At 69.3% G+C, this 12,899-nt stretch carries 10 protein-coding genes; 5 read left to right on the top strand and 5 right to left on the bottom strand.

Features of this window, described 5'->3' with window-relative positions:
• Positions 1-6: 6 nt before the first annotated feature.
• Both NG1_RS10480 and NG1_RS10475 read right to left on the bottom strand, forming a co-directional pair.
• On the bottom strand, positions 7-690 hold the full coding sequence (locus NG1_RS10480; RefSeq protein ID WP_062969942.1) for a response regulator: 684 nt from the start codon (positions 688-690) through the stop codon (positions 7-9).
• A 54-nt stretch (positions 691-744) separates the two neighbouring features.
• Entirely contained in the window at positions 745-3,291 is a 2,547-nt protein-coding gene (locus NG1_RS10475; protein ID WP_062969851.1) for a sensor histidine kinase, read from the bottom strand.
• A 488-nt stretch (positions 3,292-3,779) separates the two neighbouring features.
• Here NG1_RS10475 and kdpF point away from each other — a divergent pair, with 488 nt between their 5' ends.
• The 4 genes from kdpF to NG1_RS10450 are packed head-to-tail and all read left to right on the top strand — an operon-like array spanning position 3,780 to position 8,683.
• A complete protein-coding gene (kdpF, locus tag NG1_RS39005) occupies positions 3,780-3,986 on the top strand; it encodes a K(+)-transporting ATPase subunit F (protein ID WP_084498828.1) in 207 nt (68 codons plus the stop codon).
• Positions 3,987-5,657, top strand: coding sequence for a potassium-transporting ATPase subunit KdpA (gene kdpA / locus NG1_RS10460; RefSeq protein ID WP_062969849.1), 1,671 nt, complete (start codon positions 3,987-3,989; stop codon positions 5,655-5,657).
• Between the two features lie 16 nt (positions 5,658-5,673).
• Positions 5,674-7,812: a potassium-transporting ATPase subunit KdpB gene (kdpB, locus tag NG1_RS10455; protein ID WP_157113973.1), complete on the top strand. Its 2,139-nt coding sequence runs from the start codon at positions 5,674-5,676 to the stop codon at positions 7,810-7,812.
• A 1-nt stretch (position 7,813) separates the two neighbouring features.
• The gene (locus tag NG1_RS10450) at positions 7,814-8,683 is read left to right on the top strand and encodes a potassium-transporting ATPase subunit C (RefSeq protein WP_062969847.1); all 870 of its coding nucleotides are present in this window, start codon (positions 7,814-7,816) and stop codon (positions 8,681-8,683) included.
• 48 nt (positions 8,684-8,731) lie between these two features.
• Here the strand turns inward: NG1_RS10450 and NG1_RS10445 are convergent, their stop codons facing one another.
• Positions 8,732-9,361: an MBL fold metallo-hydrolase gene (locus NG1_RS10445; RefSeq protein ID WP_210750179.1), complete on the bottom strand. Its 630-nt coding sequence runs from the start codon at positions 9,359-9,361 to the stop codon at positions 8,732-8,734.
• Positions 9,355-10,440 (bottom strand): S-(hydroxymethyl)mycothiol dehydrogenase, encoded by a 1,086-nt coding sequence (locus NG1_RS10440; protein WP_062969941.1) that lies wholly within the window; start codon positions 10,438-10,440, stop codon positions 9,355-9,357. The genes NG1_RS10445 and NG1_RS10440 overlap by 7 nt, the downstream gene beginning before the upstream one ends.
• A gap of 228 nt (positions 10,441-10,668) precedes the next feature.
• On the opposite strand from NG1_RS10440, the gene NG1_RS10435 reads away from it, so the two are divergent.
• On the top strand, positions 10,669-11,094 hold the full coding sequence (locus NG1_RS10435; protein WP_062969845.1) for a DUF1707 SHOCT-like domain-containing protein: 426 nt from the start codon (positions 10,669-10,671) through the stop codon (positions 11,092-11,094).
• 57 nt (positions 11,095-11,151) lie between these two features.
• Here NG1_RS10435 and NG1_RS10430 read toward each other — a convergent pair whose 3' ends face one another.
• Positions 11,152-12,762, bottom strand: coding sequence for a hypothetical protein (locus NG1_RS10430; protein ID WP_157113965.1), 1,611 nt, complete (start codon positions 12,760-12,762; stop codon positions 11,152-11,154).
• Positions 12,763-12,899: the final 137 nt, after the last annotated feature.

The raw sequence follows: 12,899 nt of genomic DNA, 5'->3' as shown, positions 1-12,899 counted from the left end.
CCGGGATTACTCCTGAAACCGGTAACCCATGCCCGCCTCGGTGAGCAGATGCTTCGGGCGCGACGGATCGTCCTCCAGTTTGCGGCGCAATTGCGCCAGATAGACCCGCAGGTAGTGGGTCTCGGTGGCGTAGGACGGCCCCCAGACCTCGCGCAGCAGTTCGCGCCGCCCGACCAGCTTGCCGCGATTGCGGACCAGCATCTCGAGCATGCCCCATTCGGTGGGCGTGAGGTGCACGGTATGGCCTCGCTTGGTGACCCTCTTGGCGGCCAGGTCGACGGTGAACGAGTCGGTGGTCACCACCGGGGCCGAGGCGTCGGTATCGGTGGCGCCGCGCCGGACGGCGGCCCGCAGCCGGGCCAGCAACTCGTCCATGCCGAACGGTTTGGTCACGTAGTCGTCGGCGCCCGCATCCAGCGCTTCGACCTTGTCGGCGGAATCCGTCCGCGCCGACAGCACGATCACCGGCGCCGAGGTCCAGCCGCGCAATCCCGCGAGCACCTCGATGCCGTCCATGTCCGGCAGGCCCAAGTCGAGGATCACGACGTCCGGGTGCCGGTCGGCGGCCGCGCGCAGACCCGCGCCACCGGTCGCGGCGGTGATCACCTCGTAGCCACGGACCGACAGGTTGATTCGCAGCGCGCGCACGATCTGCGGTTCGTCGTCGACCACGAGCACCTTCGTCGCCATCGCCTCGGGCGTCTTCGTCACAACCGCCGCCTCCTGTGTCGTCACCCGGACACCTCACTCACCCGCGCGCGTCGTTTCGTGCGCCGCGCCGCCGCCCGTACCGTCCACGTCAGGCGGCTCGCCGCCGGGCAAGTCGACCAGCATGGTCAATCCTCCGCCGGGGGTCGGCTCGGCGTGCACGGTGCCGCCCATCGCTTCGACGAACCCGCGCACCACCGACAGACCGAGCCCGACTCCGGTGGTGTTGTCCCGGTCCCCGAGGCGCTGGAACGGTTCGAACAGCTGCTCCTCGGTACCTTGCGGCACGCCGGGACCGGTGTCGACGACCGCGATCGAGACCCGTTCGCCCGCCCGTTCAGCGGTGACCCGGACCGTGCCCGCGCGTGGCGCGTGCCGCAGCGCGTTGTCGATCAGGTTGGCCAGCACGCGTTCCAGCAGACCGCTGTCGGCGCGCACCGACACGTCGCCGACCTCGATGCGGATCCGGTCCATCGCGGCGCGGCGCAGTCCGCGCGCACCCATCCCGACGCTCAGCAGCGCGCGGTGCACCGCCTCGTCCAGGTAGACCCGCCGCACTCGCGGGGTGACGACGCCGACCGCGAGCCGGGAAGAATCCAGCAGATTGCCGACCAGCGCGGTGAGCTGGTCCACCGATTCCTCGATCGTCTCCAGCAGTTCGGCGGTGTCCTGCGGGGAGAACTCGATGTCGTCGCTGCGCAGGCTGGACACCGCCGCTTTGGCGCCGGCCAGCGGGGTGCGCAGGTCGTGACCGACCGCCGAGAGCAACGCCCGCCGCAGGCGGTCGGCCTCCAGCAGGGCCGCGGCGGCGCCGGCCTCCTCGGCCAGCCGCGCCTGCCGCACCAAGGCGACGGCCTGGTTGGTGACCGCGTTGAGCACCGGGCGGTCGGCCGCCGCCAGCGGTCGGCCCGCCAGCAGCAGCCAGTGGCCCCCATCGCCCGCCTCGACCACGGTGTCCGCGTCCGAGGGGCGCCGCGGCGGGTCGGCACCCACCTCGGCGAGCATCCGGTCACCCGACACCAGGCAGACCGCGCGCTGCGCGAAGACCTCTCTGATCTGTTCGAGCAGCCGGGGCAGATCCGCGCCGTGCAGGATGGCGCCGGAGAACATGGTGAGCAGTTCGGCTTGCCGGGATGCCTTGCGCGCCTGGCCGGTTCGTTTCGCGGCCAGATCGACCAGCGCCGCCACCGCGACGGCGACGATGAGCAGCACCACCACGGTGATGAAGCTGTTCGGCTCGGCGATGGTCAGGCTGTAGCGCGGCGGCGCGAAGAACCAGTTCAACAGCAGGCCGGACAGCAGGGCCGAGAACGACGCGGGCACCACGCCGCCGAGCAATGCCACCGCGACCACACCCACGACGAACACGGCGCTGATGCCGCCGAGATCGAGCACATCATCGAGGTAAGCGGCGCTGACGGCACAGACCAGGGCCGGTACGGCAACGGCGGCGAGCCAGGCCGCCACGGGGCGGCGCGGATGCAGGGCCGCGTACCGGAAGCCTCGATGGGCCTGCTCGTGCGTCACCATGTGCACGTCGATCTTGCCGGAGCGCTGCACCACCGTGGAGCCGATGCCCTCATCGAAGATGCGAGCCCAGCGCGAGCGGCGGGAGGTGCCGAGCACCAGCTGGGTGGCGTTCACCTCGCGGGCGAACTCGAGCAACGCGGTGGGCACGTCCTCGCCGGTGACGGTGTGCAGCGACGCGTCCAGGCTGGCCGCCAGCTCGCGCAGCCGCGCCAGCCGCTCGGTGGAGACGCCCGCCAGGCCGTCGCCGCGCACCACGTGCACGACCACCAGGTCGGCGCTGGATTTGGTGGCGATGCGGCCGGCCCGGCGCACGATCGTCTCCGATTCCAGGCCGCCGGTCACCGCCACCACGACGCGCTCTCTGGCCTCCCACAGTTCGGTGATCCTGTGGTCGGCCCGGTACCTGGCCAGCGCGGCGTCCACCTGGTCGGCCAGCCACAGCAGCGCCAGTTCGCGCAGCGCGGTGAGGTTCCCCGCGCGGAAGTAGTTGCGCAACGCCGCGTCGATCTTCTCGGCGGCGTACACGTTGCCGTGCGAAAGTCTGCGCCGCAGCGCTTCCGGGGTGATATCGACCAGCTCGACCTGGTCCGCCCCGCGTACCACCGCGTCGGGCACGGTTTCGCGCTGCTGGATGCCGGTGATCCGCTCCACGACGTCGTTGAGGCTGTCCAGGTGCTGCACGTTGACCGTGGAAATCACGTCGATGCCAGCGTCGAGCAGTTCCGCCACGTCCTGCCAGCGCTTCTCGTGCTTGCTTCCGGGGGCGTTGGTGTGCGCCAGCTCGTCGACCAGCACCACCGCGGGCGCACGCCGCAGTACCGCCTCGACGTCGAGTTCCGCGAACGTGCTGCCGCGATACTCGATCGACTTCGGCGGTATGCGTTCGATGCCGTCGAGCAGCGTCGCGGTCTTCTCCCTGCCGTGGGTTTCGACCACCCCGGCCACCACATCGCGGCCGCGTTCCAGTCGCCGGTGCGCCTCGCCGAGCATGGCGTAGGTCTTGCCGACTCCCGGCGCGGCGCCGAGGTAGATACGCAGCTGACCGCGTTTCACGTGTTCATCATCGCGCGTCGCGCTGCCGGGCCGCGCAAGGCTCGATCACCACGGCGTGCTGCCACGGGCATGGTGCTGCCGCGCCGCGTCGCCGGTCCCCGTCACCGGCGCGCATCGTCCGCCTCGATCGTGACCGGTAGGGGCCGCCGCGTCTGTTCACGAGTTCCGAGCGCGCGGATGACCAGCGCGCAGCAGACGAATGTGGCGACGAGGACGACTACCGACATTGCGATCCCTCTCTTCTCTCCGGGCCGTTCGGCACCGGTCGCGCGCTGGAATGGTCCGCGTGGTCCGGCTCTCCACTTCTACCGCCGCCGGACCCGCCGACCTCGATCTTTACGGTGTGCTGACGGTTCACCGGGATTCCTTGACGGGTTACTTGCGGGACGTCGCGCGGCCGTCAACGAAGCGCAAATGCCGAGTATCGGAGCATCAAGAAGTCGTCAGGAGCCGGTCGGCGGGCCCGGACGGGCGGTTCACTCGCTCTGATGCGCCGCGTCCCGGCGCGCGGAGGGAGGTTGTGGAGTCATGTCGGTCGTCGTGTTCACCGCGCTCACCGTGGCTGCGTTCGCGCTGCTGGGGTTGGTCCAGCGCGGGGTGGAGAAATTGTGACCGCGAATTGGATCGGTCTGGTTCTCGCTGTCGGCGTGGCGATCTACCTGATCGCGGCGCTGCTGTTTCCCGAGAGGTTCTGAGTGAGCGCGACAACCGCCGGGGCCGTCTTCGTGGCGGCCCTGATCCTGGCGCTCGCGCTGGTGCACGTGCCGCTGGGGGATTACATGTACCGGGTGTACGAGGGGCGAAGACACTCTCGTGCCGAACGCCTCGTCTACCGTTTGATCGGCGCGCAACCGGAAGTCGAGCAGCCGTGGCCGGTCTATGCACGCAGTGTGCTGGCCTTCTCGGCGGTCGGCATTCTCTTCCTGTTCTTTTTCCAACTCCTGCAAGGCAGATTGCCGCTGCACCTGAACTATCCGGGCACCACGATGACGCCCGCGCTGGCCTGGAACACCGCCGTCAGTTTCGTGACGAACACCAACTGGCAGAACTATTCCGGTGAATCCACCCAGGGGCACCTGGTACAGATGGCCGGGCTCGCCGTGCAGAACTTCGTCTCGGCGGCGGTCGGCATGGCCGTGGCGGTTGCGCTGGTGCGCGGGTTCGCCCGCAGGCACACCGGCGACCTCGGCAACTTCTGGGTGGATCTGGTGCGCGGCACGCTGCGCATTCTGCTGCCGATCGCGTTCGTGTTCGCGGTCGTGCTGGTGGCGGGCGGTGTGATCCAGAACTTCCACCTGCACGATCAGGTGGCGCAGACCCTGAACGGCACCGGGCAGACGATCACCGGCGGGCCGGTCGCCAGCCAAGAAGTGATCAAGGAACTGGGCACCAACGGTGGCGGCTTCTACAACGCCAACTCCGCGCACCCCTTCGAGAACCCGGCTGCCTGGACCAACTGGTTGGAGATTTTCCTGCTGCTGGTGATCAGCTTCTCGCTGCCGCGCACCTTCGGCCGGATGGTGGGCAGTCGCAAGCAGGGCTACGCGATCGTCGCGGTGATGGGGACGATCGCACTGATCAGTGTCACGTTGACCGATCTTTTCCAGCTCCAGCACCACGGCACTGTGCCGACCGCGATCGGCGCGTCCATGGAGGGCGCCGAACAGCGCTTCGGTGTGGCGAATTCGGCGACCTTCGCCGCCTCGACGACACTGACCTCCACCGGAGCCGTCGACTCGTTCCACGACTCCTACACCAGCCTCGGCGGATTGATGACGATGTTCGATATGCAGCTGGGGGAGGTCGCGCCGGGCGGCACCGGATCGGGTCTGTACGGCATGCTGATCCTGGCGGTGATCACGGTGTTCGTCGCCGGATTGATGGTCGGGCGCACACCGGAATACCTCGGCAAGAAGATCACGCCACGCGAGATCAAGCTCGCCGCTTCGTATTTTCTGATCAGCCCGCTGATCGTGCTCATCGCCACGGCAGCGGCGATGGCGATGCCCGGGCAGCGAGCGAGCATGCTGAACTCAGGGCCGCACGGTCTGTCGGAGGTGTTGTACGCGTTCACCTCAGCCGCCAACAACAACGGCTCCGCCTTCGCGGGCCTGACCGGCAACACCGAGTGGTACAACACCGCACTCGGTCTCGCCATGCTCTTCGGCCGCTTCCTGCCGATCATCTTCGTCCTCGCGCTGGCCGGTTCACTGGCCCGGCAGGGCACCACCCCCGCGTCGATCGGCACGCTGCCGACGCACCGGCCGCAGTTCGTCGGCATGGTCGTCGGCGTGACGGTGATCCTGGTCGCGCTCACCTTCCTGCCCGCGCTGGCGCTCGGGCCGCTCGCCGAAGGAATCCACTGACATGTCCAGTTCTGTGATGGATGAGAAGGTTTCGGCGCATGCCGAGCCCGAGCGGCGGCGGGGCGAGAGCGTCCCCAGGGGAGTGCTCGATCCGAGGACGCTGCTGACCTCGTTGCCGGACGCGCTCCGCAAGCTCGACCCGCGCACCCTGTGGCGCAACCCGGTGATGCTCATCGTCGAGCTGGGCGCGGTGTGGTCGACCGTTCTCACACTGGCGAATCCGTCCTTTTTCGCCTGGGCGATCGTCGTGTGGCTGTGGCTCACGGTGATCTTCGCGAATCTGGCCGAGGCGGTCGCGGAGGGGCGCGGCAAGGCGCAAGCCGACACATTGCGCAAGGCGAAGACCGACACCGTCGCACGGCGACTGGTCGAGTGGTCGCCGGGCGCGCGGGTGGTCGAGGAGCGCGTCGCAGCTGCCGCACTGCGCCGCGGCGATCACGTCGTCGTCGAAGCCGCGCAGGTGATCCCGGGCGACGGCGACGTCGTGGAAGGCATCGCCTCGGTCGACGAGTCGGCGATCACCGGTGAATCCGCGCCGGTGATCCGGGAATCCGGCGGTGACCGGTCGGCGGTGACCGGCGGCACCACCGTGCTGTCGGACCGGATCGTCGTGCGGATCACCCAGGAGCCGGGCCGCAGCTTCATCGACAAGATGATCGCGCTGGTGGAGGGCGCGAGCAGGCAGAAGACCCCGAACGAGATCGCGCTGAACATCCTGCTGGCGGCGCTGACGATCATCTTCGTCTTCGCGGTCGTCACCCTGCAGCCGATGGCGATCTTCAGCAAGTCGAACAATCCGGGGGTGCCGGACAGCGCGGCGCTGGACACGCACGGTGTCACCGGCATCGTGCTGGTCTCGCTGCTGGTGTGCCTGATTCCCACGACTATCGGCGCGCTGCTCTCGGCGATCGGCATCGCGGGCATGGATCGCCTGGTGCAACGGAATGTGCTCGCCATGTCCGGTCGTGCCGTCGAGGCCGCGGGTGATGTGAACACGCTGCTGCTGGACAAGACGGGCACCATCACCCTCGGCAATCGACAGGCCACGAACTTCGTCCCGGTGCCCGGCGTGGGCGAGGACGAATTGGCCGACGCCGCACAGCTTTCCAGCCTGGCCGACGAGACGCCGGAAGGCCGCTCCATCGTCGTCTACGCCAAGCAGACCCATGGGCTGCGGGAGCGGACGGCAGGCGAGTTGGCCCACGCGCGGTGGGTCGAGTTCACCGCGCAGACCAGGATGTCGGGTGTCGACCTGGACGGCCGCCGGTTGCGCAAGGGCGCGGCGGGCGCGGTCACCGACTGGGTGCGGGCCGAGGGCGGTGCGGTGCCCGGCGAACTCGGCGCGACCGTCGACGGGATCTCGGCGGCCGGCGGCACACCGCTGGTCGTGGGCCGGATAGCCGACGGCGTCGCGCGGGTGCTGGGCGTGATCCAGCTCGAGGACGTGGTGAAGCAGGGGATGCGTGAACGGTTCGACGAGATGCGCCGGATGGGCATCCGGACCGTGATGATCACCGGTGACAATCCGTTGACGGCCCGGGCGATCGCCGACGCAGCCGGGGTCGACGACTTCCTCGCCGAGGCGACGCCGGAGGACAAGCTGGCGCTGATCAAGCGGGAGCAGGAGGGCGGACGGCTGGTCGCGATGACCGGTGACGGCACCAACGACGCGCCCGCGCTGGCGCAGGCCGATGTGGGCGTCGCGATGAACACCGGCACCTCGGCCGCCAAGGAGGCGGGCAACATGGTCGATCTGGACTCCGATCCGACCAAGCTGATCGAGATCGTGGAGATCGGCAAGCAGTTGCTCATCACCCGCGGTGCACTGACCACGTTCTCCATCGCCAACGACATCGCCAAGTACTTCGCCATCATTCCGGCGCTGTTCGTCACGCTGTTCCCCGGTCTGGACCGGCTCAACGTGATGCGCCTGGCCAGTCCGCAGTCGGCGATCCTGTCGGCGGTGATCTTCAACGCCCTCGTCATCGTGGCGCTCATCCCACTCGCGCTGCGCGGGGTGCGCTACCGGCCGTCCCACGCGTCGAAGTTGCTCAGCCGCAATCTCACCGTCTACGGGCTCGGCGGCGTCATCGCGCCGTTCCTCGGCATCAAACTCATCGACCTCGTTGTCCACTTCCTCCCCGGGATGTCCTGAGATGCGCCTTTCGACCTGGATTCGACAGCATCTCGCCGCGTTGCGCGCCCTGCTCGTGCTCACGGCGATCACCGGAATCGGCTATCCCCTGGCGGTACTCGCGGCGGCGCAACTACCCGGGCTGCACGACAAGGCGGACGGTTCACTGCTCGAGGCGAACGGATCGGTCGTGGGCTCCGCCCTCATCGGTCAATCGTTCGCCGACGCCGGTGGCGCCGCCCTCGCGCAGTATTTTCAGAGCCGCCCGTCGGCCGCTGGTCACGGTTACGACCCGATGGCCACGGCGGCGAGCAATCTCGGACCGGAGGACATCGTGGACACCGCGTCGCGGCCGAGCTTGCTCACCACCGTGTGCGCGCGTAGCAAGGCGGTCGGCGACCGTGAGGGGGTCGACGGCAGTCGCCCGTTCTGCACGAAAGACGGCGTGGGCGCGGTCCTCTCGGTGATCGGTCCACCTGGCGCCGACGGCGACGTGGCGCATCCGGTGCAGGTCGTCAGCGTCAACCAGGTCTGCCCCGCGCGGCCGTTCCTCGCCACCTATCGCGGAGTGCGTGTCGAATGCGCCGAACCCGGCCGGGACTACACCCTCGGCCGTATCGTGCCGATTCGCGGTGACGCCCCCGACGCCCCGGCGGTGCCCCCGGACGCCGTATCCGCGAGCGGCAGTGGGCTGGACCCCCATATCTCACCGGAGTACGCGACCATTCAGGTGGCGCGCGTCGCGAAGGCACGCGGGATCACCGAGGCGCAGGTGCGGGCACTGGTCGACGAACACACCCGCGGCCGGACCCTGGGGTTCCTGGGTGAGCCGCGGGTAGACGTCCTGCGATTGAATCTGGATCTGGATCAGCGCTACCCGTACCGCGGCTGAGCGGGATCGCGGGTGGCCGCACTCGACCCACCCGCGATCCTCGAGGTCTCAGTGACCGCGGGCGATCCACTCGGCCAGGAACGGTTTCTCCGCGCCGATGGTGGTGGAATCGCCGTGCCCGGTGTGGACCGCGGTTTCCTCCGGCAGCGTCAGCAGGCGGTCGCGGATCGACTCGATGATCGTGCCGAAATCGGAGAACGAGCGACCGGTCGCGCCTGGCCCGCCCGCGAACAGCGTGTCGCCCGTGAACACGGCTTTCGCGTCCGGCAGGTGCAGGGCGACCGATCCGGGGGAGTGCCCCGGCGTGTGCAGGACATGGATCTCGGTGTCCGCCACCGCGATCCGGTCGCCGTCCTGGAGCGGCTGGTAGCCGGTGTCCGGGTGGGTCATCCGCCACAGCGGCTCGTCGCCGGGATGCAGCAGGACCGGTGCGTTCAAGCGTTCGGCGAGTTCGGGCGCCACCGTCACGTGATCGTTGTGCCCGTGGGTGCACACGATCGCGCGGACGGCGCGGCCCGCGACCGCCGCGACGATCGGGCCCGCGTCGTGGGCGGCATCGATGACGACCACCTCGTCGTCGTCACCGACCAGCCAGATGTTGTTGTCCACCGCCCAGGTGCCGCCGTCCAGGCAGAAGTCGCCGGAGGTGACGACGCGGTCGATGCGGGCGGTCACCAGACCACCACGGAGCGCAGCACATCGCCGGTGTGCATCTCGGCGAAGGCCCGCTCCACCTGGTCGAGCCCGATGCGTTCGGTGACGAAGCGGTCCAGCGGCAGCCGTCCCTGGCGGTGCAGGCTGATCAGGTTGGGGAAGTCGCGTTCCGGCAGACAGTCGCCGTACCAGGAGGATTTCAAGGCGCCGCCGCGGGAGAACAGGTCCAGCAGCGGCATCTCGATGGTCATCTCCGGAGTCGGCACGCCGACGAGCACCACCGTGCCGGCCAGGTCGCGGCCGTAGAACGCCTGCTTCCAGGTCTCCGGTCGCCCGACGGCCTCGATGACGACGTCGGCGCCCCACCCGCCGGTGTACTCCTGGATCTTCTCGACCACGTCCTCGGTGGTGGCGTCGATCGTGTGGGTGGCGCCGAAGTCCGTGGCCCAGCGCAGTTTCCGGGCGTCGCGGTCCACCGCGATGATGGTTTCGGCACCCGCCAGCCGGGCTCCGGCGATCGCCGCGTCCCCGACGCCGCCGCAGCCGATCACCGCGACGGTGTCGCCGATCGAGACGTTGCCGGTGTGCAGCGCCGCGCCGATGCCCGCCATCACGCCGCAGCCGAGCAGGCCTGCCACCGCGGGGTCGGCCGCCGGATCGACCTTGGTGCACTGGCCTTCGTGCACCAAGGTCTTGTCGGCGAACGCTCCGATGCCCAGCGCGGGGGTCAGTTCGGTCCCGTCGGCGAGCGTCATCTTCTTGCTCGCGTTGCGGCTGTCGAAGCAGTACCAGGGACGGCCCCGTTTGCACGCCCGGCACTCGCCGCAGACCGCGCGCCAGTTGAGGATCACGTAGTCACCCTCCGCCACGTGGGTGACCGCGGCGCCCACGGTTTCCACCACGCCCGCCGCCTCGTGACCGAGCAGGAACGGGAAGTCGTCGGTGATACCGCCTTCGCGATAGTGCAGGTCGGTGTGGCAGACGCCGCAAGCCTGCACCCGCACCACCACGTCGTGCGGTCCGGGATCCGGGATCACCACCTCGACGATCTCGACCGGTGCGCCTTTGCTGCGGGCCACGACCCCGCGGACGGTTTCCGACACCTGTTCCTCCTCGAGCGAGTTGGTCGGGACGCGGAGCCGGCCGTTCGGCGGGCCCGCGAGCCGAACACCTGTCCATACAGTTGTTCTCGTCCATCCGAACATTACCGCCGCCGGGTGGGAAGTCCCCGGTTTCGGACGGTGAAACCCTGGGGATTGACATTCCACTTTGGAGGGTTATACTGGATCTATATTCCACTATGGAGGGTGGAACCGTCGATAGGACCAGGCATGGACATCTCCACCGGCACCCGCGCCTCGAATGCCGAACGCGACGCCGTGGTGCGCCTGCTCGGCAGGCATATGGCAGACGGGCGGCTCGATCTGCCCGAATACGACCAGCGCGTCGCTCAGGTGTACGCCACCACCGATCGTGAGGACCTGCGCTCGGTGCTGTCCGATCTGCCCGAACTCGGCAAGGATGCCGTCGCACCGGCTTCCGCCCGTCCGCGTATCCCGATCTGGCAGCGCATCGAGGGCAGCACCTGGCTCGCCGTGAGCCTGCTGGTGCTCGTCATCTGGGGTGCGGTCTCGCTGAGCGTCGGCGCCTTGACCTACTTCTGGCCGATCTGGGTGATCGGCCCGTGGGGCGCCGTCCTCGCCTTCCGTATGGTGGCCGGCTTCGAGAACGGCCGGTTCACCCACCGCGCGAGCTGAACTCCGCTTCTCGGCGCTGTCACCCGGAGCACCGGGTGACAGCGCCGATTTCGTGTCCTACCAGCCGCGTCGCGAGGGGGACTCGTGCGAGGGGGACGGGGTTTCGCGCTGTGAGCGCTGATGGCGGCGTTCGGGTGGCGGTTCGGACGGTATGGGCCGGTCCCGTCGGCTGGTCCTCGGCTCGAAGTCCGGAGGCGGCTGAAGGTTGCGCCCTGACTGCCGACCGGGTCGTGAACGAGAGGAATCGGTCTCGTCGGGGTAGCGATCCGGCTGCCGGGCGACGTGCTGGTCGTCGTCGGCGAGTTCGCGGTGTCGACGTCTCGGGAGGTCGGGACGGCCGGGGGTGGGCCGGGTGCGCACTTGCGGCTCTTCCGCACCGGGCCACCGATCGCTGCGCTGCGCCGATTCGGGTTCGCCTCGTCTACGGCGCGCCGGGGGCGTTCGCGCCGGCGAGCCGTAGTCGTCGGACCGGAAGTTCTGTTGCCCCACGTCGTCGCGTGATCGTCGATCGGCACCGGCGCGGTGGGATGAGGGTCGGGGGGCGGCGGCGCTCGGTGTGGAGCGGCGCTCGGAAGCTCTCGCAGCGGCCGGAGGTCGTTCGCGACCGGATGAGAGCCGGGCATGGTGGTCGTCCACAGCTTTGGCCGACCGGCGTGCGGTCCCGGTGCCGGACGCGTCATCGGGCAGGGTGCGGAGGGATTTGCCCGCGCGCGGCGGCTGCGGTGGACGACCCGGCTGGAGGGCGGGTAGTTCGCGGGTGGTCTGCGCGGCGTTGACGCCCTTCTCCCGGTAGGTCGCGGGAATGTCGTGGGCGCGCAGCCATGCGCCGGGGTCTTGGCGGGCGCCGGCGTCCAGCCAGGGAACGGTGTCCTCGAGCAGATCGAGGAGGTCGCCGGGCCCGTCGCCGAGGGCGCTGCGAATGGCGTGGAAGGCGTCGGGGTGGAACGTCCACTTCCATTCGGAGGGCGGATGCGCACCGCCGTGCCACCGGCCGTGCACGACGAGGTCGCCGGAGCGGCCGATCCTGGCTCGCACCGTTCGCCTGCTCGATTCGATGACGAGTTCGCCCGTCTCGGTGCGGGTGATCTGCTCTGTCTCGTCCTGGTCGTCGAGTTCGCCGTCGGCTTCCTCGTCGGGGTCGACGCGGCGAATCCACTTCGTCATCGCGTTCAGGGTCGGCAGGGGCAGCCGTTCGCCCGAGGCACCGAGGCGGGTGATCCGCAATGTCCGCGCAATCCCGCTGACGAGATCGGCGCGCCCTGCGGATTCCTCGGGTTCGAGCTGGTCGTCGTCTTCGAGGTCGGCCATGGGAGCCGGTCTCGCGGCCGCCACCGTGCGACGCGCTCGCTCGCCCCTGCCGTACGCCGTGTCCGCCCGACGTCCGGTTCGACCGGGAAAATTCCCAGGACTGGGAGTTTCGTACTGCTCGGCGTCGTCCCACGGCGGATCGGCGTCCTGCTCCAGCCCCCGCAGCTTGATCTCGAACCACGCCGCGGCCAGGGCGGCGGCACCGAGAGCGGCCGCGAACGCCACCTCCACCCGCACATCGCCGAGCAGTGCGCTCTTGCTGCGCTCGCAGGCGTGCAGGAACACCAGGCTGCCGAGTACCAGCCCCGTGATCCGGGCAAGGCGCAGCCGCGTGCTCGTCCCTGGTGAGGGGGCAGACATCGTGGTGCGCTCCCGAACGTTCCGCTGGCGAATCAGAGGGATCGTATGTGGCCGGAGCGCGCGGCGTCAGTGCCAGTTCGAGACCGCCCGGATTCGGCGGATCGACGAGCCCGGAAGCGGACCGGCGATCGAGCGAA

The organism is Nocardia gamkensis NBRC 108242 (assembly GCF_001612985.1).
GTDB classification, from domain to species: domain Bacteria; phylum Actinomycetota; class Actinomycetes; order Mycobacteriales; family Mycobacteriaceae; genus Nocardia; species Nocardia gamkensis.
Note: the sequence above shows the minus strand (reverse complement) of the source record. Positions and strands in the feature narration are given on the sequence as shown.

Coding starts and splice junctions, on each gene's coding strand:
- NG1_RS10480 (WP_062969942.1), bottom strand. CDS start 690: ATGGCGACGAAGGTGCTCGTGGTCGACGACGAACCGCAGATCGTGCGC.
- kdpF (WP_084498828.1), top strand. CDS start 3,780: ATGCGCCGCGTCCCGGCGCGCGGAGGGAGGTTGTGGAGTCATGTCGGT.
- kdpB (WP_157113973.1), top strand. CDS start 5,674: ATGGATGAGAAGGTTTCGGCGCATGCCGAGCCCGAGCGGCGGCGGGGC.
- NG1_RS10450 (WP_062969847.1), top strand. CDS start 7,814: ATGCGCCTTTCGACCTGGATTCGACAGCATCTCGCCGCGTTGCGCGCC.
- NG1_RS10435 (WP_062969845.1), top strand. CDS start 10,669: ATGGACATCTCCACCGGCACCCGCGCCTCGAATGCCGAACGCGACGCC.
- NG1_RS10430 (WP_157113965.1), bottom strand. CDS start 12,762: ATGTCTGCCCCCTCACCAGGGACGAGCACGCGGCTGCGCCTTGCCCGG.